The sequence below is a fragment of the Olsenella intestinalis genome (assembly GCF_023276655.1).
Taxonomy (GTDB): Bacteria; Actinomycetota; Coriobacteriia; order Coriobacteriales; family Atopobiaceae; genus Olsenella_J; species Olsenella_J intestinalis.
In genome coordinates, this window is the sequence record NZ_JALGRK010000001.1 from 745,018 (window position 1) to 770,231 (window position 25,214).

At 66.9% G+C, this 25,214-nt stretch carries 15 protein-coding genes and 1 tRNA gene; 7 read left to right on the top strand and 9 right to left on the bottom strand.

All coding sequences use genetic code 11. The features are described 5' to 3' along the window. The first annotated feature begins 168 nt into the window (after window positions 1-168). The gene (locus tag M5D76_RS02935) at window positions 169-10,881 is read left to right on the top strand and encodes a Cna B-type domain-containing protein (RefSeq protein ID WP_248921888.1); all 10,713 of its coding nucleotides are present in this window, start codon (window positions 169-171) and stop codon (window positions 10,879-10,881) included. Window positions 10,882-11,035: 154 nt separating this feature from the next. Here the strand turns inward: M5D76_RS02935 and M5D76_RS02940 are convergent, their stop codons facing one another. The 3 genes from M5D76_RS02940 to deoC all read right to left on the bottom strand — a co-directional run bounded on the left by M5D76_RS02940 (window position 11,036) and on the right by deoC (window position 13,634). Continuing rightward, window positions 11,036-11,899: an SDR family oxidoreductase gene (locus tag M5D76_RS02940; RefSeq protein WP_248921889.1), complete on the bottom strand. Its 864-nt coding sequence runs from the start codon at window positions 11,897-11,899 to the stop codon at window positions 11,036-11,038. Between the two features lie 69 nt (window positions 11,900-11,968). Next, a complete protein-coding gene (locus tag M5D76_RS02945; protein ID WP_248921890.1) occupies window positions 11,969-12,907 on the bottom strand; it encodes a type I phosphomannose isomerase catalytic subunit in 939 nt (312 codons plus the stop codon). 16 nt (window positions 12,908-12,923) lie between these two features. Then, window positions 12,924-13,634: a deoxyribose-phosphate aldolase gene (gene deoC / locus M5D76_RS02950; protein WP_248921891.1), complete on the bottom strand. Its 711-nt coding sequence runs from the start codon at window positions 13,632-13,634 to the stop codon at window positions 12,924-12,926. 140 nt (window positions 13,635-13,774) lie between these two features. Between deoC and M5D76_RS02955 the strand changes: the two genes are divergently transcribed. Continuing rightward, on the top strand, window positions 13,775-14,482 hold the full coding sequence (locus M5D76_RS02955) for a GntR family transcriptional regulator (RefSeq protein WP_248921892.1): 708 nt from the start codon (window positions 13,775-13,777) through the stop codon (window positions 14,480-14,482). 196 nt (window positions 14,483-14,678) lie between these two features. Further along, on the top strand, window positions 14,679-16,244 hold the full coding sequence (locus M5D76_RS02960) for an IS1182 family transposase (protein WP_248921893.1): 1,566 nt from the start codon (window positions 14,679-14,681) through the stop codon (window positions 16,242-16,244). Window positions 16,245-16,499: 255 nt separating this feature from the next. Here M5D76_RS02960 and M5D76_RS02965 read toward each other — a convergent pair. From M5D76_RS02965 to galE, 4 genes are all read right to left on the bottom strand, one after another. Beyond that, window positions 16,500-16,574, bottom strand: a tRNA-Gln gene (locus tag M5D76_RS02965). 65 nt (window positions 16,575-16,639) lie between these two features. Further along, entirely contained in the window at window positions 16,640-17,554 is a 915-nt protein-coding gene (locus M5D76_RS02970; protein ID WP_248921894.1) for a peptidoglycan-binding domain-containing protein, read from the bottom strand. Window positions 17,555-17,585: 31 nt separating this feature from the next. Then, complete coding sequence (locus M5D76_RS02975; RefSeq protein WP_248921895.1) at window positions 17,586-18,641, bottom strand: polyprenyl synthetase family protein; 1,056 nt, start codon at window positions 18,639-18,641, stop codon at window positions 17,586-17,588. A gap of 9 nt (window positions 18,642-18,650) precedes the next feature. After that, window positions 18,651-19,706, bottom strand: a complete 1,056-nt coding sequence (gene galE / locus M5D76_RS02980) for a UDP-glucose 4-epimerase GalE (protein WP_248921896.1) — start codon at window positions 19,704-19,706, stop codon at window positions 18,651-18,653. Window positions 19,707-19,850: 144 nt separating this feature from the next. On the opposite strand from galE, the gene M5D76_RS02985 reads away from it, so the two are divergent. Both M5D76_RS02985 and M5D76_RS02990 read left to right on the top strand, forming a co-directional pair. Then, a complete protein-coding gene (locus M5D76_RS02985; RefSeq protein WP_248921897.1) occupies window positions 19,851-20,387 on the top strand; it encodes an alpha-amylase family glycosyl hydrolase in 537 nt (178 codons plus the stop codon). Between the two features lie 324 nt (window positions 20,388-20,711). Beyond that, window positions 20,712-21,899, top strand: a complete 1,188-nt coding sequence (locus M5D76_RS02990; protein ID WP_248921898.1) for an aldo/keto reductase — start codon at window positions 20,712-20,714, stop codon at window positions 21,897-21,899. 16 nt (window positions 21,900-21,915) lie between these two features. On the opposite strand, the gene M5D76_RS02995 is transcribed toward M5D76_RS02990, so the two are convergent. Beyond that, window positions 21,916-23,043 (bottom strand): class A beta-lactamase-related serine hydrolase, encoded by a 1,128-nt coding sequence (locus M5D76_RS02995; protein ID WP_248921899.1) that lies wholly within the window; start codon window positions 23,041-23,043, stop codon window positions 21,916-21,918. Between the two features lie 96 nt (window positions 23,044-23,139). Here M5D76_RS02995 and M5D76_RS03000 point away from each other — a divergent pair, with 96 nt between their 5' ends. Then, window positions 23,140-24,426: a U32 family peptidase gene (locus M5D76_RS03000; protein WP_248921900.1), complete on the top strand. Its 1,287-nt coding sequence runs from the start codon at window positions 23,140-23,142 to the stop codon at window positions 24,424-24,426. 21 nt (window positions 24,427-24,447) lie between these two features. On the opposite strand, the gene M5D76_RS03005 is transcribed toward M5D76_RS03000, so the two are convergent. After that, window positions 24,448-24,762, bottom strand: coding sequence for an ArsR/SmtB family transcription factor (locus M5D76_RS03005; protein ID WP_248921901.1), 315 nt, complete (start codon window positions 24,760-24,762; stop codon window positions 24,448-24,450). A 187-nt stretch (window positions 24,763-24,949) separates the two neighbouring features. Here M5D76_RS03005 and M5D76_RS03010 point away from each other — a divergent pair, with 187 nt between their 5' ends. Next, window positions 24,950-25,168, top strand: coding sequence for a cation transporter (locus M5D76_RS03010; RefSeq protein ID WP_248921902.1), 219 nt, complete (start codon window positions 24,950-24,952; stop codon window positions 25,166-25,168). The last annotated feature ends 46 nt before the right edge of the window (window positions 25,169-25,214 follow it).

Here is a 25,214-nt window from a genome sequence, read left to right on the forward strand (position 1 = left end):
GCGCCTGGGGCTGCGGGCGCGCTCTTCTCGAAACGCCCCTCCCGACGGCTTGAAATCGGCCTTTCAGCTGGTGTAACGGCGTGCCGCGCCCGCGAGCGGCGTATGTTTAATTTGCATGCCTGTGCCTGATGCGAGTGCCTGACCCAATCGTTCGAGATGGGGTGCGCCATGAAACGACTCCAGAAGCCGTTGTCCGTTCTGCTTGCCGTCGCACTGACGCTCAACCTGTCCCCGGCGGGACCCCGGCGCGCGATGGCTGACGTGCCTGAGGGGCCCGTCGCGGGCGAGGTCGCAAGCCCGACCGACCCCGCGTCGCTCGACCCCACCGCGCCCGACGCGGCCGCGGTGCCCGCCGCCGCGCCCGACTCCGCGCCGGCAGACCCCGCGCCCCGGGCCGAGGGCGCGCTCGCGCCCCAGGCCGACGGCGACATGGAGGTGGCCAGCTGGGCGGACCTGCAGACGGCCGTCAATGACATCGCGAGCGACCACACGATCACCCTCACGGCGGACGTGGTCGCAGGCGACGGCGACCGCACGATCGCGTTCGTGCGCGAGGGCGCGACCATCACCATCGACCTCGCGGGCCACGCCATCAACCGCAACCTCTCCTCCCTCGACGAGGACAACGGCGGCCACGTGCTCGACGTCAACAAGGGCACGCTCGTCGTGAGGGACACGAGCGCCGAGAAGAGCGGTACGATCACCGGCGGCATCGACGAGAGGGGCGGCGGCGTCGTCATCGGCAGCGAGGGCACGCTCAACCTCGAGTCTGGCTCCATCGCAGGCAATCGCGGCGTCCAGGGCGGCGGCGTCTTCGTCTACGGCCACATGCTCGCGACGGGCGGCTCTGTCACGGGCAACACCGGCGGCGACGCCGGAGGCATCTACGTCGCCGGCGGCACCATCGACTTCACGGGCGTCTCCGTCACGAGCAACACCGCGACCGATGCCGGGGGCGGCGGCATCAACAACAAGGGGTACACGGCGCTCACTGGCTGCACGGTCTCGAACAACTCGGCGGCCCTTGCCGGCGGCGGCGTCTACAACGAGGGCGAGCTCCACCTGAGTGGCACCACGATGAGCGGCAACGCCACCGCGGACACCGGCGGCGCCGTCAGCACCCGCAACATCACGTACATCGACGACTGCACCCTCACGGGCAACACCGCCGCGCAGGACGGCGGCGCCCTGTACAGCTACGGCTGCTCGACCACCGTCACCGGCAGCACCTTCAACGAGAACAAGACCGAGGCCTCGGGCGGCGCGATCCGCGTCTACGGTGGTACGGTCGAGCTCAGGCGCTGCACGCTCAACGAGAACGAGGCCACCTGGTACGGCGGCGGCATCTACGGCAACAACGGCGGCACGCTTGGCCTCCTCGAATCGACGTCCATCACCGGCAACACCGGCTACAAGGGTGGCGGCGGCGTGTTCGTCGCCGGCGAGATGGGAGAGGTCCGCGTGGGCTCGGGCCTCAACGTGACCGGCAACCTGGCCAACAACATCTACCTCACGGGCGACCGGCGCGTCACGGTCGCCGAGTCCCTCGCCCCCGAGACGCGGATCGGTGTCGCGCTCGAGGCCATCGGCGGCAGCTTCACCTACGGCTTCGCGTCCACCAACACCGCCACCGACCCCAACACCGTCTTCGTGGCCGAGCCCGGCTTCTCGTGCATCCGCGACGGCGACGGCGAGGCGCGCGTCATCACGTCCGACTGGGTCGAGCTGCAGGCGAAGATCGACGCCGCCGAGAACGGCTCCGCGATCGTGCTCGACCGCAGCTGGCAGGCCGTCGACGAGAACGTCGCCCTCACGATTCCCGCCGAGAAGAGCATAACCATCGACCTCAACGGCTACGAGATCGACCGCCACCGCTCCTCCTACGTCGACGGCGGCGAGGTCATCGCCGTCTACGGCGAGCTGGGGCTCGTGGACAACTCGGAGCAGAAGAAGGGCGCCGTCACGGGCGGATTCGGCAGCACCGGTGGCATCCGCGTCTACGAGGGCGGCAAGCTCAAGCTCCAAGGCGGCACCATCCGCGACAACCATGCCCGGTCAGCTGGCGGCGGCGTATGCGTGGAGGGGAGTGCCACCCTGGAGGCCTACGGAGGGGTCATCTGCGACAACATCTCCGAGATGGATGGCGGCGGTGTGTATACCTATGGCACCTTCGTCGGCGAGGGCTGCGACATCTCGCGCAACACGGCCAAGTATTCCGGCGGCGGCGTCTACAGCTCGGGCTCTACGACCCTGGAGTCCGGTTCGATCTCCTCGAACAGGGTAATCCGCAGCGGTGGAGGCATATACCAGCAGGCGGGTACGCTCCAGGTCAACCGGGGCGGCACGCCGCTCTCCGTAACCTCCAACAAGGCCCTGGAGAACGGCGGCGGCCTCTTCTCCGTGGGCGGGACCGCCACGTTTGCGGCTGGCGACATCTCAGGCAACTCGGCCTGGGGCAACGGCGGTGGCGTGGGCCTCCTGGCGGGGGCGACCCTGCACCTCCAGGACGTCTCCGTCACCAGCAACTATGCCGCGGCTGACGGCGGCGGCATCTTCAGCGCCGGGGCCACGCTCGGCGTCAAGGGCGCCCCGCGGGTCACGGGCAACGTCGGCACCATCGGCAGGAACATCCTGCTTGACCAGGCAGGCGTCATCACCGTCGAGGAGGCGCTCACTGCGGACGGCGAGTCTGCGGCCAGGCTGGACGTCCTGACGCGTGACATCGCCCGCCCCATAACCTCGGGCTTCACCGCTACTGGCTGCGCGAAGTCGTGCTTCACCACCGACGACCACGACGACTCGAACCTGCAGGAGCGCGACGGCGAGCTCTACGTCACGCCCGGCGACGCGGCCGTCGAGGTCGGCAGCTGGGACGAGCTCCAGGAGGCCCTCGACAACCCGCCGGCGTCGGGCTCCATCGGACTCAAGAATGACGTCACGGCCGACGATGACGACGTCAGCCTGAGCATCGATGGCGAGAAGAGCCTCACGCTCGACCTGCGCGGCTATACGATTAACAGGAACCTGACCGAGAGCGAGGGGTCGGACGGCCACGTCATCGAGGTGGACGGCGACTCCTCGGTCACCATCGCGGACACCGTGGGCACGGGCACCATAACCGGTGGCTATGCCGACAACGGCGGTGGCCTCTACGTGCATGGCGGCTCGTCACTCGAGCTCAAGGGCGTCGCCGTCATCGGCAACTCCGCCGACTCGGACGGCGCCGGCGTCTACTCGCTCGGCACCCTGAACGCGGACGGCTGCTCGATCGTGCGCAACCGGGCCGACGACAACGGCGGAGGCATCTACGCTGAGAGCGACGCGAGCCTCGACCTCTCCCGTGCCAACGTCTCCTCCAACACGGCGCGAAACGAAGGCGGCGGCCTCGACCTGCGCTGCCCCACGGCGCGTCTCTTGCAGTGCTCGGTGAACAACAACAGGTCCTCCGACGATGACGGCGGCGGCTTCAACGTGGACAGGAGCGACCTGCTGCTCACCCTCGAGCAGACCGAGGTCAACGACAACTACAGCGGCGGCGGCCACCGCGGCGGCGGCATCTTCCTGAACGACGGCAGGGTTGACGTCAAGGGCGGCTCCCTCTCGCAGAACTCCGCCGAGACCGGCGGCGCCATCTTCAACAACGAGTGCGCGGTCACCATCAGCGGCGCGACGCTGTCGGGCAACGTGGCCAACGAGCACGGCGGCGGTGCCATCACCAACGGCGGCTCGCTCCAGCTCAGCGACTGCACCGTCGATCACAACAGCGCCCCGGGCGACGGCGGCGCCATCTTTTCGAACGACGAGGACTCCGTCACGGCCACGAACTGCTCGTTTGCGAACAACGAGTCCACCATGTCCTCCGGCGGCGCCCTCTGCACCGACTGCGCCACCACGCTCACGAACTGCACCTTCACTAACAACAAGGCGCACAACAACGGCGGTGCCATCTGCATCCACGGCGACACCACCATCGACGGCGGCACCATCAGTGGAAACACCGCGACCGAATACGGCGGCGGCGTGCTGACCAACCATGAGGGCACGCTGCGGCTGCTGGGAAGGACGTCCGACCTTACGATCACCGGTAACTCCTGCTCGCTGCAGGGCTGCGGCGTCTACATTCCCTGGGACACCAACTACGTGAGCGTCGCCGGCAAGGTGAGCATCACCGGCAACGACTTCGACGACTTCTTCATGGCGGGCGACAAGTGCCTCGACGTGGTCGACGCCATCGAGGGCTCCCAGATCGGCGTGGGGCTCGAGCGCGGCACGGGTCAGTTCACGATCAACCTCGCGGCGCACGAGGCCGGCGTCGACCCCTCCACGCTCTTCCTGGCGCCGGCTGGCATGTGGGCCATTCCGACCGCCGAGGGCGAGGCCCAGCTCGTCGCCTCCGACTGGCCCATGCTCCAGCGGCTGATCGACCAGACGGCCGACGGCGGGACCCTCGTGCTCGACCGCGACTGGAAGGCGGCGCCCCAGAACGTCTCGCTCAAGATCGCCTCCGGCAAGACCATCACCATCGATCTCAACGGCCACACCATCGACCGCGCCCGCACGGGTTACGAGGACGCAGGCGAGGTGTTCAGCGTGTACGGCACGCTCAACGTCACCGATACGAGCGAGAGCGCTGCGGGAAGGATCTGCGGAGGCTACGGCGACGGCGGTGGCGCCGTCGTGTTCAACCTCGCCGAGCTCCACCTGCTCGGGGGGAACATCGCGGGCAACAGGGCCAAGACCGGCGGCGGCGTCCTCGTGTGCCCCGGCGCCATCTTCGAGATGACGGGCGGCACCGTCCAGCAGAACCATGCGGACGCCGACGGCGGCGGCGTATGCCTCGCCAACGCAGGCGACGAGGTGCCCGTGGCCTGGCTGTACGGCGGCCAGATCACGGGCAACGACGCCTCGGGAAGCGGCGGAGGCGTCTTCACGGCGGCATCTTCGAGGCTGAACGTGCACGGCTCCGTGAGGGTGCTGGACAACGTCGCCCCGCAGGGCGCCAACCTCCTGCTGGCCTCGGACGTCGCCGCCAACGTGGACGACGCGCTTGCCGCCGACGCGCGCATCGACCTCGTCGCGCAGTCTCCCGGCCGTCCGCTCACCTCCAACCTCACCGCCAGCGGCAGCGCCGACGTGGCGCTGCAGGTCTTCACCTACGACAAGGCGACCGGTCGCCTCGAGGTCCGCGACGACGAGCTCTATCTCACGCAGAGCGCCGACGTCGTCACGGTCAGCGACTGGCAGGCGCTGCAGAACGCCATCAACGACGAGGCCAACCGCGACAAGGTGATTCGCCTGGGCGGCGACGTCACTGCTACGGAGGACGACGACCGCCTGCTGCTTGACGGCAAGAGCGTGATCGTGGACCTGGGCGGCCATGCGCTCAACCGAAACCTCGACGAGTCCGACTCGGACGGCCACGTCTTCGAGCTTGTGAATGGCTCCACGCTCACCATTCAGGACAGTGCGGGCGCGGGTCGCGTGACGGGCGGCTATGCCGAGCACGGCGGTGCCGTCAACGTTCACGAGGGCTGCACCTGCAACGTCGAGGGCGGCACCTTCATCGGCAACCGAGCCGAGGACGAGGGCGGCGCCTTCTACGTGTACGGCACCCTCAACATGAGCGGCGGCATGATCACGCAGAACGAGGCCGAGTCGGGCGGCGCCGTGTTCGTTGACGGAAACGGCTCCACGAACCTCACTAACGTCGTCATCGTGAGCAACAAGGCCACCAAATGGGGTGGCGGCGCCATCAACAACAAGGGCAACGCGACGCTCACCAACTGCATCGTCAAGACAAACGTCGCGGGCAACGAGGGCGGCGCCATCTACAACGGCGACAGGCAGCTCACGCTGAACGGCTGCACCGTCACCGACAACTCCTCGGGTGGGGGCGGCGGCCTGTGCTGCTACGGGACGGTCGTCGTCAACGACACCACCATCGCCAACAACTACGCCAACGACTTTGGCGGCGGCCTGTACGTGCGCGGCGTCGTGACCGTGAACGGCGGCTCCATCACCGGAAACACGGGCAAGACCGACGGCGGCGGCATCTTCAACCAGGGCGGTCTGCTCACCGTCACCGGGGCCACCATCTCGAGCAACGGCACCGAGGCGGGTGGCGGCGCCCTCAACAACAAGGGCACGGCCGAGCTCACGTCGTGCACGCTTGCGGCCAACCACGCGGGCGCCGAGGGCGGCGCCATCTACGCCGGCGTGGACTCGGGCACGACCCTCGCCGACTGCACGATCCAGGAGAACTCGGGCGGACTCGGCGGCGGCGTGGCGGCGTACGGCACCATGACCGTCAACGGCTCCACCATCAGCAAGAACACCGCCGACGCGGGAGGCGCCGGCGTGTTCACGAGCGGTGACACGACGCTCGCGGGCACGACCGTGAGCGAGAACTCCGCCAGGGAGTCGGGCGGCGGCGTGCTCGTGCGCGCCCGCTCGCTCACGATCGACGGCGCGTCCGTCACGAAGAACTCGACGACCAACCTCGGTGGTGGCGTCATGGTCGAGGGCGGCGCCGGCGCCGTCGTCGTAAAGGGCGCGATTACGGTGGGGCTAAACGACGGCTCGGGCGACGTTTACCTCGCCGACGGGAAGGTGCTCACGGTGGGCGGCCCCCTCGGGGACGATGCGGGTTCGGCGAGCATCGGCGTGCGCGCCGAGAAGGGCGTGGGCGTCGTCCTCACGAGCGGCTACTCAAACGACAACGCCGACAAGGACCCAGCCACGCTCTTCTCGTCAAACGACGGCTACGAGGTGTACCTCGAGGGGAGCGAGGTCTCCACGAGGAAGGTCACGGTCGACGACGAGAGCTTTGTCGAACCGGGCAGCCAGGTCAACCGTGACGTCGGCACCCTCACGGGCGTGAACTGGATGAGCGGCCTCTCGGGCGAGCGGCGCCTGAACGAGATCAACGTCCCGGGCACGCATGACTCCGCGACCAAGAGCGTCGTGGCGAACCTCACCACGGGCAATATCGCAAAGTACATCCAGTTGGGCGGCGACATCGCGAGCACGTTCTTCGGGCTTCCCGCCACCGTGGTCATCAACATCCTTGGCGCGTCGGTCTTCAGCGCCATCGCCGAAAAGTTCGCGAGGTGCCAGGAGCGCTACATCGACGAGCAGCTCCTGGATGGCATCCGTCACCTCGACCTTCGACTCAACACGTACTACGTCGAGCCCGGCTGGCCGCCCGGGCCGAACGAGGACAACGGCGAGGACCTCTACCTGTGCCACGGCAAGGACGAGGACGGCGGGACCTACTTCGCCTTCGACAGGCGAACCTCCGACGTCGAGCATGACGACTACGACTTCCTGACGTTCAGGAAGACGCTCGGGTGGATCAAGACGTTCTTGGAGGAGCACCCGACCGAGACGCTCACGATGGTGGTGTCCATCGAGAGCGTGGACGACGTGTACGACGAGGGCATGGCGCGCATCCGCAAGCACCTGCACGACGAGCTCTCCACGCAGATCAACCCCTCGACCGGCAAGCCCTACCTCTACATGGAGGACGGCGTGTTCGGCAAGAGGCTCACTGAGTACCCGCAGCTCAAGGACTGCCGCGGGCAGGTCGTGCTCGAGTGCTCGGACGCCGACGCAGACATCCTGGGTGGCGTGGTCAAGGAGAACGTCGTCACGAGCGTCCAGGGACCCGACGGCGACCACTCGGACAACGCTGACGCGAAGATCAGGAACCTGAAGAGGTTCTTCGCCGACCATGGCTACGACGACCTGCCCAGGACGGCGGGGGAGGCCATCGACTACATGTACTTCGTCGGTCTTAACGGCACGGACGAGCCCAGTGCTACGCCACTCGAGATCGCCAAAAAGGTCCTCGAGGCCATGTTTGGCGAGGGCGGACTCGTCGTCGACAAGGCAGGCAAGTACATCGGGCGCATCAACATGGACGGCGAGAACGCCGAGTACAGCAAGGTTGTGTGGTCGTCCAACTTCTTCGCGGGGACGGAGTACTGCAAGGTCACGGTGAAGTCGGGCTTCGGCGACGAGGTCTCCGACTCGACCTACGTCCTCTATGGGACCAAGCTGCCCGTCTCGGAGTGCATCTACGCCAACCCCAACTCCGAGGGCAAGTACTTCCAGTGCTGGGAGGCCAAGTACGACAACATCGTCGGGGGCGACACCTGGAAGGTCTTCCCGGGCCAGGAGTTCATCGTCAACGGCGACGTCACGTTCACGGCGACGTGGGGCGAGCAGAACACGCCGGTGCGGGTCCTGTGGAACGATGCCGACGACGAGGACGGGCTGCGGCCCGACAGCCTGCAGGTCTCGGTCGCGGGCATCACAGACCCCGTAAGCATCACGCCGGCCGCGAACTGGAGGGTCACGCTCGACGGCGGGTACGCCCCCGAGGACGTCACGGTCACGTGGGACAAGATCGCGGGAGACGGCGAGGGGACGTATGCCTGCAAGGTGCGCAAGCGCGAGGGTGGCCCGGGCCTCGAGATCGTGCTCACCCACACGCCCCAGGAGAAGGTTCAGGCCAAGGGCGAGGTCCACTGGAAGGACGATGACGACGCGGAGGGCAAGCGTCCCGACAGCGTGGTCGTCCACCTTCTGGCCGACGACCGCGTGATCGACTCGACCACTGCCACGGCCGCCGGCGGCTGGACGTGGGATTTGGGCGAGCGCCCGGCGTTCGTCGACGGCAAGCGCGTCACCTACGCCGTGGGGGAGGACGAGGTCGAGGGGTACCTCACCTATGCGAGGGGCTTCGAGGTCACGAACGTCCTCAACGGCCCCAGGCAGAGCACGACGCTCAGTGGCATGGTCTTCTGGGCGGACGACGACAACGCGGGAAAGACGCGCCCCAAGAGCGTGACGATCAACCTGCTCAAGGACGGCAACAAGATCGACTCGCAGGAGGTCACGGCCGACAAGGACGGAATCTGGGCCATGCAGTTCGAGGTGCCCGGAACGTACTGGGACGCGGTCTACACCGTCACCGAGGAGGCGGTCGAGGGCTACACGACGAAGGTCTATCCGCCCGACGAGACGGGCGGCATGCTCCTCGTCAGCAACGCGCTCGAGAGCCACGAGCACGTGCACAAGACGGTGAGCGCGGAGCTGGTGGCGCCCACGTGCACGACCAAGGGGCTGCGCCGGACGGTGGAGTACTGCGAGGGGTGTGGCGAGATCTTCTCGGATGCGAATGAGGACGTCGCCGCGCTCGGACACGACTGGGGTGACTGGCAGACCATCAGGCCGGCCACGGAGACGCAGGTGGGCATGGAGACGCGCACGTGCTCGCGCGACAGGAGCCACACGCAGTCGCGCGTGATCCCCATGACCGGGCACGTCCACGGGCTCACGCACGTGGAGGCGAGGCCGGCCACGTGCACCGAGGACGGCAACACCGAGTATTGGGAGTGCACCGAGGGCGAGAACCCCTGCGGCATGCGCTTTGCCGACGCGGCCGCCACCGAGTGGGTGCACGAGGAGGCGACGGTCGTCCACGCGACCGGGCACGAGTGGGGCTCGTGGACCGTGGTGCGCGCGCCCTCGGAGACCGTGGTCGGCATCGAGAGGCGCGAATGCGAGCATGACCCGCTGCACGTGCAGTTCCGCATCGTCCCCAAGCTGAATCACGTGCATGGGCTCACCCACGTCGAGGCGAGGGATGCCACCTGCACCGAGGACGGCAACATCGAGTACTGGAGGTGCACGGAGGGCGAGGACCCCTGCGGCCTGTGCTTTGCGGACGAGGGCGGCACCGACTGGGTGCACGAGGAGGCGACCGTCGTCCACGCGACCGGCCACGACTGGGGCGACTGGCGCATCGTCAAGCCGGCCACGGAGAGCGAGAAGGGCGAGATGCTGCGCATCTGCCACAACGACTTCACGCACATGCAGACGAGGGACATCCCCAAGGTCGGGCACATCCACGAGCTCGTGCGCGTCGCGGCAAGGCCCGCCACGTGCACCGAGGACGGCAACATCGAGTACTGGAAGTGCGCCGACGAGGGCTGCGGGATGCTGTTCAGGGACCCCGCGGGCATTGAGTGGGTGCACGAGGAGGCCGTCGTCGTGCACGCGCTCGGCCACGAGTGGGCAGAGCCCACCTACGAGTGGGGAACCGGCGATGCCACGGTGAGTGCCAGGCGCACCTGCCTGCGAGACGCGTCGCACGCGGAGAGCGAGACCGTCGGGGTCGATGACATCACCTACCTCGAGCCGACCTGCACGACGCCGGGCAAGGCGCTGAAGGTCTCGCAGCCCTTCGAGAACGGGGCGTTCCTCGTCCAGGCGAAGGACGGCGCGGATATGCCCGCGCTCGGCCACGACTGGAGTGCGTGGGAGGTCACAAGGCCCGCGACGGAGACCGAGGATGGGGAGGAGTCGCGCACGTGCGCCCGCTGCGGCGAGGTCGAGACGCGCGCCATCCCGGCTTCGATCTCCTACCGCTACGTGGGCGACGAGAACCTGACGTGGACGAGGGGCGACACTGCCCCGCTCGAGCTCACGTTCAAGCGCTCGGTCGACGATGAGCTGACCTTCTCGCTCTTCAAGGGCATCGAGGTCGACGGCGTGGCCGTGGGCGAGAAGAGCCTCTCCGGCGACGCCAACTACACGGCCAGGTCGGGCAGTCTCGTCCTCAACCTGCAGCCTGCCTGGCTCTCGACGCTCTCTGACGGCGAGCACACGGTGAGGGCGATCTTCGAGGACGGCAGCGCCACCGCGACGTTCACCGTCGCGAGCCGTGCCGCCGCAAGGGAGGGCGGGAGCGACTCGGAAAGGGCCATGCCCGCGACCGGGGACGCCGCCTTGCCTGGCACGGCATCGGCGCTTTGCGTGATGGGCGTCGCGGCGCTGGCTGTCGCCCTCGTGCGAAGGAAGCGCAGGGAGTAGCGGTCGGCGATGCCGGCGTGACGGGGTTCGTAGAACGAAAGCAGGCCAGGCGCGAGATCGCGTCTGGCCTGCGTGTTGTGCGTGGCTGGGGCACTAGGATTCGAACGCGTGCATAGGTCCAACATCGTCCACGAACCCCTCGTCTATTCGTGTTTTACCAGCCAAAGTCACGCAAGCAGAGGTCAACGTCCTCCTCAAAAGTGCCAAGTTCGATGCCCGCTTGGCGTGCCTTGCTCGCATCAAGGCGATAATCGCGGAAACGCTCGGCATAGCGCTCGCGGTCGGGAAGGATCAGTTGCTCAACTTCGGTGTTCGAGGCGCCGAGCTTATGTGCGACCAGACAGGCGCTCTCGTAGGTCGTGAGATCGTTTGCGCTGGCAAAGTGATAGAGACCGCTTGGTAGCTCACACAGGGAGGCAAACTGGTCGGCAAGGCGCTGCGCGTAGGTCATGCACCGACGCTCGTTTGCGGTGAACTTGGTAGGCGTATGCGTACGCAGCGCCTTAAGCACGTTGCCCACGATGCCAGGCGATGGTTTGACGTGGGGAAGTGCCATACCAAACATCCAGGAGAGGCGAATGGTCACATAGTCGTCCATCTCGCGTGCCATCCAGGCGTCAACGTCTGCCTTGTGCAAGCCGTACTTCGTGACGCAGCAGGGTTCGACATGCTCGTCAAAGGGACCGGGTACCGAGAGTCCGTTGAAGACCTGCTCGGTCGAGATGAACATCATGCGCTTGCCCTTGGCCGCACAAGCGCGTGCGACTGCTATGGCTGAGTCACGATTGACGAGCCCAGTTCCCGCGGGATCGTTTTCACAGTCGGCGGTCGCTGCGTTGGCTGCGGTGTGAAACAGCAGGTCAAAGTCAAGGTCGAGGAAGAATCTCTCGACCTCGTCGGGACGGGTGTAGTTGACGTCTCTGCGACTGACGGGCACAAACTCGTAGCGGTCACGGTTGTAGAGCTGTACGAGACTTGCCAAGTAACCTGTTGCTCCCGTTATTGCGATGCGTTGCATGCGACCTCCTCATGGTTGTTGGGCGGATGCAGTCCGTGAGGATATCCCTTTCGTGTACAGGCGTCAGCCCTATGGACACCGAACCGAACGAAGTACGCGGCAGGGACCGATGATGGTGTATGAGCCAGCTGATGCGGGGATAAGGCAGGACTCGGTCGGCCCGAGGTCGACGCAGCCGTCAGCCGTTTCGATGCGCGCGAAGCCTTCCACGCAGGTCAGCACAGCATAGCGATGGTCACAGGTGAACGTTTGGCTGTCGCGTGTGTCGACGACGTAGCTCCGAAAAAACCCCGCGTTGACACCCAAGCGCTCACGATTAACTTGTCCGGGATCATATGCGCCGAGATGCGTCACGACAGGCTTGCTGGCAGTATCAAGCACGTCAAAGGCCTTGTCCACATGGAGTTCGCGACCACGTCCCCAGTCACAGATGCGATAGGTGGTGTTGCCGAGGCTGGACACCTCGACCGCAAAGATTCCGGCACCAAGGGCGTGCATGGTTCCAGGGGGAATGAGGATGAAGTCGCCCTCGTGCATCTCGATGCGCTGCCCATACCGATCGCCGATGGAGTCGTCTGCTGCGGCTACGCGCAGCGCCTCGGTGTCGTTGGTCGTGCAGCCGGCAATGAGCGTCGCATCTGGCTCGGCATCCAGCACATACCAGGCCTCGACCTTGCCATGGTCCCCCTCAGCCGCCTGCGCGTACTCCTCGCTAGGATGCACTTGGACCGAAAGGGTCTCGACAGGGTCCATGAAGGTAACCTGCAGAGGTGCGTCGTCAGGAACGTCTCCTAGAATCTCTTGGTGGTAGGATGCGATAGCATCGGCTAGCGTCATGCCGTCGCATGGCCCGTTGCGGACGACGCCCATCGTGGTGGGGTGGGCAGAGACGTCAAACGCCTCGCCATGGCGGTCATCGTCCGACCAGTCGATGCCGCGCGTGCGGGCTATGCGCGACCCTCCCCATATGGGGGAGAGGTAGAACGAGGTAAGCAGCAAGGGGCCCATGCCTGTCTCCCGTGTCCTAGATCTCGATCGTGTCCACGCCCTCGGCCTCCATGCGCGAGCGGATTTCCTCGATGATTGGAATGCTTGCCGAGCAGCCGATGCGACGGGCGCCAGCACGGACCATGGCGAGGAACGTGTCAGCGTCTCGAATGCCGCCTGCCGCCTTGACCTGCACCTCGTCGCCCACGTTGTCGAACATGAGAGCAACATCGGCTACGGTCGCCCCTCCCGTTCCAAATCCCGTCGAGGTTTTCACGAACGTCGGCTTGATCTCGCGGGCAATCTCGCACAGACGGAGCTTCTCGTCGTCGTCAAGGTAGCAGTTCTCGAAGATGACCTTCGAGGGGACTCCAGCCTCGTTGCACACGGCGACGATCTGGCGCATCTCGTCGGCGACATAGTCCCAATCGTGCATTTTGACATGCGTGACGTTGACCACGTAGTCAATCTCGTTGGCACCGTTGGCCAGGGCGTCTCTGGTCTCGAACACCTTGGCGGCAATGGAGGTCTGCCCCAAGGGGAAGGCGATGGCGGCTCCCGTGTCGATGTCGGTGCCAGCCAGCTGCTGCGAGCAGAAGCGTGACTGGACTTGGTTGATGGCGACCATCCTAAAGTGATAGTGCTTGGCCTCGTCGCAGAGCTTTGCCATGTCGGCTTCGGTGGCGTCTGCGTGCAGGTTGGTGTGGTCGATCAGACGGGCAAGGTCGTCAAGGGTCCATGCGCTCATGAGTGCTCCTCTCATGGAGTTGCCAGTTATGAAGACCATGACTCAGAATCGCTTCCATTTGGCCCATGCGACGCCAGCTAGCCTAAACTTCAGATGAGAATATGACATATAAAGCAATAAGTCATATAAGGGAGCATCCAATGCATCGTTATCAGACCGTCTACCGTGACCTTCTGGGCCAGATCACATCGGGGCCCCTTGTGCCCGGGACGGTCCTGCCTACCGAGCTGCAGCTGGCGAAGGCCTTTGGGGTGAGCCGCCCAACCATCCGCCATGCTCTGCAGATGCTTGAGTCCGAGGGGCTGGTCGACCGTCGAAAGCATCGGGGAACGATGGTCCTGGAGTCCAAGATCGAGCAGGGGTTCGCCACGAGTATTCGGTCGTTCCACGATGAGATGCGCTCGCATAACCGCGTGGCGCTGACCGATGTCCTTGCGTGCTCGGTCGGTCCTGCAGATTCGCATGTGGCAACTCAGCTGGGATTAGGAGAGGGTGACCCGGTCATGCGCCTCGTGCGCGTGAGACATGCCGACCGGCTGCCAAACGTGCTGGTAAAGACATACGTACCGCACGCTCTGTACCCCGGGATCGAGACGACCGACTTCAGAACAACCTCACTCTATGCCACGATGCGATCAATGGGCGCACCCGTAGTGCGGGCGCATCGAAAGCTCGATGTCGCCCTCGCTGACCGAGAGGTCGCGACTGCGTTTGGTATCGAAGTCGCCTCGCCCGTGTTCGTGTTCCACACGGTTGCCCAAAACGCCGACGGTAGGCACGCAGAGTACTCCATCGCCACCTATCGTGGCGACACGAATTCCTTCGAGTTCGATACAAGGTTGGAGTAAGGCAAAGCTACGACCCTCCAACAACGGGGCTGTATCAAAAGACCCTGAGTAGAACGGGTGGGTTCCGCGAGGAGCCCACCCGTTCTCGTGCTCCGGGATGCCGCATCATTGCCTCGCACATTGCCCGACTACCTAATCTACCTGCGGTTATGCTGTCAATCCAGGTATAATGGGAGGAGAGCGAGAGGAGATGGGGATGCCGGAGCCCAGGTTCAAGCCCTGCATGCAGGACCAGCCGATGCTGCTGCCGCCGGACATAGGCGACCTGGTGCCGGAGGGCTCGATGCCGCGCGTCGTGGACATGGTGGTACGCTCCATCGACAGGTCGACGCTGACGGCTCTCTATCCCGGCGGCGGCGCGCCCGCCCACGATCCGCAGATGATGCTCAAGGTGGTGCTGCTCGCCTACGCCTCCGGGATCTACTCCAGCCGCGCGATCGCGCGGGCCACCCGCGAGAACGTCGGGTTCCTGTGGATATGCGGCATGCGGCCACTCGACCACTGCACGGTCAACCGCTTCCGCACCGAGCGGGTGCGGCCCGTCTTCGAGGAGGTGTTCTCCGAGGTCATCCAGCTCCTCGCGGACATGGGCCTGGTGACACTCGACACCTACTTCCTGGACGGCACCAAGATCGAGGCTAACGCCAACAGGTTCACGTTCGTGTGGGCGAAGTCGACCAGGAGGTACAAGGAGCAGCTCCGGGCCAGGGTGCGCGCCCACCTCGCGGCCATCGACGAGATGGACGACGAGGAGGAGGCGCTGGCCCCCGACGACCCGTCCGAGATCGACTCCGAGGCCATCGCCGAGGCTGCGCGCAGGATCAACGAGCGCATCGGCCGCAAGGGCGTGGGCAAGCGCCCGAAGGACGAGGAGGGCAGGGCCCTGAGGAGGGCCAGCCGCATGCTCGAGGGCGAGTGGGCTGAGCGCATGGCCCGCTACGAGGAGCAGGAGAGGACCCACGCGGGCCGCGGCAGCTACTCCAAGACCGACCGCGACGCGACCTTCATGCGCATGAAGGAGGACTCCCTCACCAACCAGACCAAGCCCGGATACAACGTGCAGGCCGGCACCGAGGGCCAGTTCATACTCGACGTCACCTGCCACCAGAGGCCCGGCGACACTGCGTGCATGGTCCCCCACCTGGAGCACGCCGAGGGGACCATGGGCCACCTGCCCTCCGAGGTCGTCGCCGACGCCGGCTATGGCTTCGAGCAGAACTACACGTGGCTGGAGGAACGCGGGTGCGACGCCTACGTTAAGCACAACGAGTTCTTCCGCGAGTGCAGGAACTCCAGGTGGCGCGAGGACCCGATGAGGCCTGCCAACTGGGCATACGACGGGGAGGCCGACGCGTACGCGTGCCCGGAGGGGCACACGCTCTCGTTCCGGAGGGAGGAGGCGACCAGGACCGACCTGGGCTACGAGTCAACCACCAGGGTGTACGTGGGCGAGGGCTGCCCGGCATGCCCCCTGCGCGGGAGGTGCTTCAGGTCGAAGGACCCGGAGGCGGTGCGCGTCCTGCGCGTGAACCCCACCCTCGACGCCTTCAAGAGGAGGGCATCGGAGATGCTGCACACCGAGCGCGGTTCGATGCTTCGCAGGCGCAGGTCCGTGGACGTCGAGACCATCTTCGGCGACATCAAGCGCAACTGGGGCTTCAGGCGATTCCTCCTGCGCGGGCTCGAGAAGGTCGACCACGAGATGCGCATGGTCGCGATGGGCCACAACATCCGCAAGATGGCCTACGCGCTTGCGGTGTAGGGCTTGTTCCGCCCCTTGCGCACAAACGATGGCCCGCAGCCACAGCCGATTCTGTGATTGCGGGCCATCTGTTCAGGGGCTTTTGATACAGCCCCTTTTATCTTGATGGAGCGATGAAAGGCTGGAATAGGTGCAAATACCTCAGGCACCTTTTGTGTGCGAGATTATGGCCTTGTGTTGCCCGTGGCAACAGGGACCTTGTTGCCCAAACAAAGCAGGCCAGCCGCAACACCGCGACTGACCTGCGAAAACTCGTGGCTGGGGCACTAGGATTCGAACCTAGGTTGGCGGCACCAAAAACCGCAGTCCTAACCACTGGACGATGCCCCAATGCCTCTCGGCGTTGGTCGCCGCGCGCGGTGCGGGCGGGCCCTGCCACCGCGAGAGAGAGTGTATCAGAAGTCGAAGGCCGAGCAGATCGCGTCGAGTAGCATGACCGCGAAGGTCTGCGCGTCACCGACGGTGAAGGTGCCGTCATAGCCCAGGCCGTGCGGCAGCTCGAGGCGGATGACCGGCGTCTTGCCCTCCGCGGTGCTCTCGCAGGTGGTGCGGATGCGCTGCGGCAGCGTGTCGATGTCGTCGGTGCTCAGGTTGGCCACCCCGCTCGCGCCCTTGTGCTCGAGGGTCGACAGCACGATGACGGCGGCGTCCCCCTCGCGCGGGTGCTCGGGCGACTCGATCAGGTCGAGACCGCTGTGGTCGCTCGTCGCGGAGGCGAGGTTCCAGATGCGCCCGGCGACGTTGCGCGAGATGGGGTCCTCGGCCGTCATCGACAGCTGGACGTTCTCGAGCACCGACGCGGCGCGCGCGAAGCCCATGCCGCCCTGCGGGTGCGGTCCGGCCGCGGGCTTGCCGCCCCACACGTGGTGCAGGCGGTCGATCGCGTCGTAGGTGTCGGGGAAGGCCATGCCGTCGGCGAGCATGCCCTGGCTCTCCTGGAACTGCTTGACTGCGGCCTCGGTGTGGACGCCGAAGCAGCCGTCGGGCTCGCCACACGAGAAGCCCAGGATGTTGAGCCTCTCCTGCAGCTCGAACACGTCGTGCCCGTGCAGGTTGGGCAGCCTCAGGTAGAGCGTGCGGTCTCCCATCTCGTAGCCGGCGTCGACGAGCTCGATCCAGGTGGCGGAGTCGATCTCGCCGCCCAGCGGCATGTTGTGGTCGATCCTGAAGCGGGCGACCGCGGAGGTGGTGGAGCTGCCGAACGACTTGGCGTCGCGCTCGGCGGCGTCGATCTCGTAGCCCAGGGAGGCGAGCCTCTCCTGAATGTCCTCGACTGCGGCGCCCGTCGCGCCCTCGCGAATGGGGTCCATGTATCCCTCTCCCAACGTGAATCGTGAAGCGCTAGCCAAGGCGCTCTACAAAGAAGTCTGCCATAGAAGTGAGCGTGCGTCGCGCGCTGGGCGAAAAGTCCGCAGAAGCGAGATGACCCTTCGCCTCGTCCGCGAGCTCGCGCGCCCGCTCGCGCACCCTCTCGATCGCCCCGGACTCCTCCATGAGCTCGACGGCCCGTGCCAGGCTGGCGGCGTCCGTCGTCTTCGCCGAGAAGAGCTCGACAAGCTCGTCCGCGCTCTTCTCGGGAAGGTGGCCGACCGCCCACACGGCGGCCATCGTGCGCTTGCCCTCGGTGATGTCGCTCCGGAAGTCCTTGCCTTGCGCCTCGGCGTCGCCGACGAGGTTGAGCAGGTCGTCCTGGAGCTGGAAGGCGAGGCCGGCGGCCATGCCGAAGGAGCGCAGGGCCTCGATCTGCCCCTCGCTTGCGCCGGCGCAGATCGCGCCCATGACGAGCGGGACCGCGGCGGAATAGTAGGCGGTCTTGTGGGATGCCATGTACAGGTAGTCGTCCACGGTGATGTCCCAGCGGCCGTCGCGGACCCAGCCCAGGTCGAGCGCCTGGCCCTCGAGGGTGCGGCGCTCCATCCCTATCAGCTCGTCGATGAGCCGCAGGCGCACGCCCGCGTCCAGCGCCTCGTCGTCGCGGATGGCCTGGGTCGACACGACGAGGGCGAGGTCGCCCACGTTGGTCGCGATGCCGATGCCGTCGCTCACGTGCAGGCACGGCACGCCGCGCCTGAGCTCGCCCTCGTCGGCGATGTCGTCGTGGATGAGCGCGGCGCTCTGGAACGTCTCGACCGCGACGGCGGCGGAAAGCGCGCTCTCGGCGCTGCCGCCCACGGCCTCAGCTCCGAGCAGGCAGAGTGCCGGGCGCGTCCTCTTGCCGCCCGAGGCGCAGAAGCGCTCGAGGGGGCGGTAGAGGTAGCGCTCGAGGTCGTCCGCGCAGGTGCCGTCCGCGGCCGCGGCGTGCGGGCAGGCACCGGCGAGGCGCGACTCGATGAGCGGTCTCTTCTCGGCGAGGTAGGAGACGAACGCGGCCGTGTTCGGGGTCTGGGTGTCGCTCACGGGCACGTCCTAGTCCTCGTAGCCGTTGGGGTTGTTGGACTGCCAGTTCCAGGAGTCGCGGCACATGTCGGCGATGTCGTACTTGGCCTCCCAGCCCATCTCGGCCTTGGCCTTGGAGCAGTCGGCGTAGTTGGCGGTGACGTCGCCGGCGCGGCGCGGGTCGACCTGGTAGGGGAGGTCGCGGCCGCAGGCGGCGGAGAAGGCCTTGATGATCTCGAGGACCGAGGTGCCCTTGCCGGTGCCGAGGTTGAATACCTCGACGCCCTCGCGGCCGTTCATCCAGGCGAGCGCCGCGGCGTGGCCGCTGGCGAGGTCCATCACGTGGATGTAGTCGCGCACGCCGGTGCCGTCGGGCGTGTCGTAGTCGTCGCCGAAGACGTGGACGCACTCGCGCTTGCCGACGGCGACCTGCGCTACGTAGGGCAGAAGGTTGTTGGGGATGCCCTTGGGGTCCTCGCCCATGAGGCCCGAGGGGTGGGCGCCGATGGGGTTGAAGTAGCGGAGAAGGACGACGTTCCACTCGGGGTCCGCCACCGTGAGGTCGGTGAGGATCTGCTCGATCATCCACTTGGTCCAGCCGTAGGGGTTGGTCGCGGGCTTCTTGGGGCTCTTCTCGGTGAGGGGCAGCGCGTCGGGGTCGCCGTAGACGGTCGCCGAGCTCGAGAAGACGATCGACTTGCACCCGTGGTTGCGCATCACGTCGACGAGCGTGAGGGTGTTGCCGAGGTTGTTGGAGTAGTACTCGACGGGCTTCTGGACGGACTCGCCCACGGCCTTGAAGCCGGCGAAGTGGATGACGCGGTCGATGGCGAACTCGTCAAAGATGGCGTCGAGCGCGGCGCGATCGTTGACGTCGGCCTTGCGGAAGGCGAGGCGCGAGGCAGCCTCGTCGCCGACGATCTGGCCGATGCGGCCGACGACCTTCTCGCTCGCGTTGGAGAGGTCGTCGACGATGACGACCTTGTAGCCATCCTCGAGCAGGGCGACCACGGTGTGGCTGCCGATGAAGCCTGCGCCACCGGTGACGAGTACGGTGGTGTCCTTCGGGTCCTTCTTCTCGCTCATGGGGGTCCTTTCGGTTGGTTTGGGCCGCGTGCGCGGCCAACGCACCAGTATACGTGTCTTCTGTGGACGGCAGGTGGTGGGTGGGGCGTGCGGTCAACGGGTGAGTTCATGCGGCTCCGGGAACGCACGCACGGCGGGTCATGCGTGCATTCGTTCAGTAGGGACAACGCCCGCGCCCCGATGCAGTGGAACGCAACGGACAACGCCGGCTTCACGTCGGGCGAGCCGTGGCTCCCCGTCCATGACGACTTCGCGGGCCAGAACGTCGAGGCGGAGGAAGCTGACGCGGACTCCGTGCTTTTGTGGTACCGCAGGCTTGCGACCCTGAGGCGCGACCTGCCCGTCCTCGTCGTGGGCGACTACCTCGAGCTCCTCTCCGAGAGCGAGGAGATCTACGCGTTCGAGCGGGCGTACGGCAGGGAGCGGGCCGTGGTGCTCGCGAACTTTTCCAACAGTGAGGTCTTGTATGACGCGACGATCGTCAGGGGATTTGATGTCGCGCTGGCATCGCACGATGCCCCGTGCCCGGGAGGCTGCGCTCGCTCGAGGCGGTCGTGTACGCGGGCGGGAGGTAGCCCCGCCTTTCGTGCGTTCCGCGATAATTGCGGTATTGCATATTCTTTGCAGCTATCTGCGGCGATGCCGATGTTTATGCGTCCTGATTACGCCCCTCCCTCCTGAGGGTGTCCTGGAGGGACGTCTGGTGCGCAAAAACCATGCTCCGTGGCAAGCTAACGCGCGGCCTTGCCAGGAGGCTGCTTTGCGTATGTGCATAGTTCTTCGCTTGTATATGGGAGTTCGTGGATCCTTATGCAGTGCCAGGCGACGCGGGCGGTATGCAGTCGCTATAACCTTGCCACGGGGCGCCCGAATTGCGCGTCCGCCCTCCGAATCTTTCCACGGAGGCATGCTTTTGCACCGTTCGCGCGACCCCCGAAGCCCGTATCATGTGGCTACGTGCACGAGGGGCGCCGGCGCCTCGAGAGCGACCTGGGGAGGAGCCACATGCAGGAGATGCAGTATCGCCACGATCGTACGGGCGAGCCCGTCTCGATTCTGGGCTTCGGCTGCATGCGCTTTGCGCGCAAGGGGCCGCGCATCGACCTCGAGGAGACCGAGCGCCAGATACTGCGCGCCATCGAACTGGGCGTGAACTACTTCGACACCGCCTACATCTACCCCGGGAGCGAGGACGCGCTCGGTCGCATCCTCGAGAAGAACGGCGTGCGTGACAAGGTGCGCATCGCCACGAAGCTGCCCCAGTACCTCATCAAGGGCGCGGGCGCGATCGACCGCTACTTCGAGGAGCAGCTCCAGCGCCTCAGGACCGATCACGTCGACTTCTATCTCATGCACATGCTGACCGACATCGCGGCGTGGGAGAAGCTCGTCGCGCTTGGCATCGAGGACTGGATCGCGCGCAAGAAGGAGTCGGGCCAGATCGGCCAGATCGGCTTCTCGTTCCACGGCAACACCGCCATGTTCAAGCAGGTGCTCGCCGCCTACGACTGGGACTTCTGCCAGATCCAGTACAACTACCTCGACGAGACGTCTCAGGCCGGGCGCGAGGGCCTGCATGCGGCCGCCGAGCGCAACATCCCCGTCATCATCATGGAGCCGCTGCGCGGCGGCACGCTGGCCACGCGCCTGCCGTCCGGCGCGGCGCGCGCAATCGCCGACGACGCGCACGGCTGGACCCCGGCCGAGCTCGCCCTGCGCTGGCTGTGGGATCAGCCCCAGGTGACCTGCGTGCTCTCGGGCATGAACTCGATCGAGATGCTGGAGGAGAACTGCCGCGTCGCCTCGAGCTGCGAGGCCGGGTCCTTCGGCCGAGAAGAGCTTGCCCTCGTGGCCGACGTGCGCGAGCGGATCCTCGCCGCTACCAAGGTGGGCTGCACCGGCTGCCGCTACTGCCAGCCGTGTCCCGTGGGAATCGACATCCCCGCGCTCTTCAGCGCGTGGAATATGATGGCGACCGACGGCAAGGCGCACGCTCGCCACGTCTACCTGCAAACCGTGGGCCTGCAGAGGGACCCGGCGTTCGCGAGCGCGTGCGTGAGGTGCGGCACGTGCGAGTCGCACTGCCCGCAGCACATCCCCATCCGCGAGAAGATCCAGGAGGCCGACCGCGCCCTGCGTCCGTTGCCCGACCGCATCGCCGGGGCCGTGGGCAGGTGGTGGGCCCTGAGGTAGGCCGCCCCGCCGCTTCCTACGAGAGCTCCGTGCCCTCCCAGTCCAGCAGCGCCGAGCTGCCGCCGCACATCTTTCCGTGCGCCGCGTTGAGCGCGTCGACCACGCCCATCAGGGCGTCGAAGTCGCCGGGTGCGTCGCTCAGGACGGCCACGACGTAGTCGCCGCAGTCGGAGCGCACGAGCCCGCAGTCGCAGGTGGAGGGCGCGGAGTCCTCACCGTCGAAGCCGTAGTACCAGCCGGGCTTCGACCAGACCGTGTAGCGGTCGCGCATGAGCCCGCCCAGGCAGGAGTTGTGCGTCTGCGAGAGGCAGTCCGCCAGGAAGGAGGAGCCGGGCTCGTCCGACGTGCAGAAGCGCGCGGTCTCCTTCCAGCATGACAGCATGCCCGCCGCGGTCATGGTGGGGTAGTTCTTGTACGCGGCCTGGCTCGCCGACTCGGGCGCGAAGCGCCCCATCCACGCGGCGTAGTCGTCATAGCCGTAGCCCGCGATCAGCGAGCGGAAGGCGTCGTTGTCGGAGTTGACGAGGCAGTTCTCGATCGTGGGGCCCGACGCCGCCACGGCCGCGTCGCCGCCCTGCTCGATCACCATCGTGCAGTAGACCGCCTTTACCGAGCTCGCGGGGTAGAAGATCTCGTTCGTCCCATAGGAGAGCGTGCGCCCGGTCGAAAGGTCCTCGAGCGCGAAGCCCAGGCGATAGCCGCCCTCGCGAAAGCCGCGCACGACGTCGTCGAGGCGGTGCGCGCTCGTGGTGCCCGCGAATCCCTCGGGCGCGACGACGTGCACGCCGGCGTCGCTCGTGACCTCGGCGGTGGGGGCACCCGCGTCGAAGGGCGAGTCGTCCTCGACGAGCGCGGGTCGCTGCGGCGCATCGGGCGTCGCGCTCGCCCCCGCGGCAGCGGTCGCGGTGGCGCTCGCGTCGGGCGCCGACGCCTCGCGCACCTGGGGCTGCGACGCGGCCTCCTGACTGGCGTGGGTCGTGAGCGGGCTGGCGGGCGAGAGGAGATAGGCCACGGCCGCCAGCCCTATCGCGGCGACGCAGGCCACGGCCACGGCTGCGACCCTCGGGGCGCGGCTCTTCTCGGCGGCGCCCGTGGCGTCGTCCGCGGCGGCGTGGCGGGCGGTCGTGTCGTGCTTGTCGCTCATGTGGCTTCGGTCCTTTCGCGCGGGCGGGCGCGCTCGTCTCATATGATGGGGAAGCACATTCTATACGCGGGGGCGGCCCCGTGCAGGGGAGGGAACATGTCAGACGGCGAGACGCAGACGGCCGGGCGCGGCGCGGTCGCGGCGCTGCCCATGCGGCTGCTTGCGCCCGCGGGCGGCCCCGAGCAGCTCGCGCAGGCCATTCACTTTGGCGCCGACGAGGTCTACCTGGCCGGCGATCGCTGGGGCATGCGGTCGCGCAGCAGGAACTTCTCGCGAGAGGAGCTTGCGGCCGCGGTCGAGGCGGCGCACGGGGCGGGCGTGTCGGTGCACGTGACGCTCAACACGCTCATGCGCGACGCCGACGTCGACAAGCTGCCCGACTACCTGCACTTCCTGAACGACGTCGGCGTCGACGCGGCGATCGTGGCCGACCTGGGCGCCATGGGGCTCGTGCGCTCGGAGGCACCCGACGTCGAGATCCACGCGTCCACCCAGACGTCGATCATGAACGCCCGCGCCGCCGAGGCCTACGCCCGCCTGGGCGCCCGCCGCCTCGTGCTCGCGCGTGAGATGAGCATCGCCGAGGTGGCCGAGCTGCGCCGCCGCGTCTCGCGCGAGCTCGAGATCGAGGTCTTCGCGCACGGGTCGATGTGCATGGCCGTCTCGGGCCGCTGCCTGCTGTCGAGCGAGCTCGTGGGGCGCGAGCGCTCGGCCAACTTCGGCGCGTGCACGCAGCCGTGCCGCTGGGGCTGGACGCTCGTGGAGGAGTCGCGCCCCGACGAGCGCCGCATGCCGCTCGAGTCCGACGACCAGTGGAGCTACATCCTCTCGTCCAACGACCTCTGCATGCTGGACCACCTGGGCGAGCTCGCCGACGCCGGCGTCGACGCGATCAAGCTCGAGGGTCGCGCGAAGGGCTCCTACTACACGGCCTGCGTGACCAACGCCTACCGCCACGTGCTCGACGGCGAGCCGGCCGCGCGCTGGGCCAGCGAGCTCGACGCCGTGAGCCACCGCCCCTACTCGACGGGCTTCTTCTTCGGCAACCCCACGCAGAACCCCGGTCGCGTGGACTACGCGCGCGACCGCCTGATGGTCGCCACGGTCGAGCGCTGCGAGGCCGCGCCGGACGCCGCGCCTGACGGGGGAGGCGCGTTCGTCGCCGAGGTGCTCTGCCGCAACAAGGCGCGCGCGGGCGAGACCCTGCAGGTGCTCTCCGCCCACGAGCCCATCCGCGAGTGCGCGCTTGCCGGCCTCGAGCACTATGATGCGGACGAGCAGAGCTGGCATCCCGCGCAGGAGCTCTCTCGTGCCATGGAGCGCTATCGCGTGCTGCTGCCCTTCGCCGTGGAGCCGTTCGACATCCTCTGCCTCAAGGCGTAGCCGCGCCGCCGGGCGCGGGCGCTAGGCCTCGGGGCACTCGACTTTGAGCACCTGCTCGACCACGTGGTGGAGCAGGTCGCAGCGCTCGCCGGCGGACACGCGGTAGCGCATCTCGCGCCCGTCGCGCCTCGCCGACACGAGTCCCGTGTCGCGAAGCGCCCGCAGGTGGTGCGAGACCGCGGGGCTCGTCATGTCCATGCGCTCCGCCACGGCCGCGACGCTCAGCTCCTCGTGGCAGAGGGTCCAGAAGATCCTGAGGCGGGTCGCGTCGCCCAGGAGGCGGAAGTCGTCGGCGGCGGCCTCGAGGGTCTCGGGCGTTGGGTTGTGTGCGGCCATGGGGACGGCTCCTTTCTCGCGCGTCGTCCGCACGTGCGGCGGCTGGGTTGGCCCGACCGTTTGCGGACGACTCTCCTCTTGCTTGACATTGGCTCTTCTCGTCCTAGTATAATGTGCATCATTAAACATATGCTTAATAGTTAGCAGCTGACCGACGAACGGCGGCAGCTGCGGAAGGGGAGTGGGCATGAGGAAGAGCTATCCCATCGAGGTGGACTGCGCGAACTGCGCGAACCTCATGGAGGTCGAGGCCAACAAGGTCGCGGGCGTCAAGAAGGCCACCGTCAACTTCATGATGCTCAAGATGACGGTCAAGTTCGAGGAGGGGGCCGACCCCGCTCAGGTCATGCCCGAGGTGCTGACCGCGTGCAAGGGCGTCGAGCCGGACTGCTCGATCGAGTTCTAGGGGAGCCGCGGTCGCGCGGCGCTGTGTTGTGCAGGGTATATGAAGA

What these genes read in the sequence shown, in the direction of transcription:
- M5D76_RS03000 (WP_248921900.1), top strand. Translation starts at nt 23,140, where the DNA reads ATGTCAGACGGCGAGACGCAGACGGCCGGGCGCGGCGCGGTCGCGGCG.
- M5D76_RS02940 (WP_248921889.1), bottom strand. Translation starts at nt 11,899, where the DNA reads ATGCAACGCATCGCAATAACGGGAGCAACAGGTTACTTGGCAAGTCTC.
- galE (WP_248921896.1), bottom strand. Translation starts at nt 19,706, where the DNA reads ATGAGCGAGAAGAAGGACCCGAAGGACACCACCGTACTCGTCACCGGT.
- M5D76_RS02960 (WP_248921893.1), top strand. Translation starts at nt 14,679, where the DNA reads ATGCCGGAGCCCAGGTTCAAGCCCTGCATGCAGGACCAGCCGATGCTG.
- M5D76_RS02955 (WP_248921892.1), top strand. Translation starts at nt 13,775, where the DNA reads ATGCATCGTTATCAGACCGTCTACCGTGACCTTCTGGGCCAGATCACA.
- M5D76_RS02970 (WP_248921894.1), bottom strand. Translation starts at nt 17,554, where the DNA reads ATGGACCCCATTCGCGAGGGCGCGACGGGCGCCGCAGTCGAGGACATT.
- M5D76_RS03010 (WP_248921902.1), top strand. Translation starts at nt 24,950, where the DNA reads ATGAGGAAGAGCTATCCCATCGAGGTGGACTGCGCGAACTGCGCGAAC.
- M5D76_RS03005 (WP_248921901.1), bottom strand. Translation starts at nt 24,762, where the DNA reads ATGGCCGCACACAACCCAACGCCCGAGACCCTCGAGGCCGCCGCCGAC.
- deoC (WP_248921891.1), bottom strand. Translation starts at nt 13,634, where the DNA reads ATGAGCGCATGGACCCTTGACGACCTTGCCCGTCTGATCGACCACACC.
- M5D76_RS02995 (WP_248921899.1), bottom strand. Translation starts at nt 23,043, where the DNA reads ATGAGCGACAAGCACGACACGACCGCCCGCCACGCCGCCGCGGACGAC.
- M5D76_RS02945 (WP_248921890.1), bottom strand. Translation starts at nt 12,907, where the DNA reads ATGGGCCCCTTGCTGCTTACCTCGTTCTACCTCTCCCCCATATGGGGA.
- M5D76_RS02990 (WP_248921898.1), top strand. Translation starts at nt 20,712, where the DNA reads ATGCAGGAGATGCAGTATCGCCACGATCGTACGGGCGAGCCCGTCTCG.
- M5D76_RS02935 (WP_248921888.1), top strand. Translation starts at nt 169, where the DNA reads ATGAAACGACTCCAGAAGCCGTTGTCCGTTCTGCTTGCCGTCGCACTG.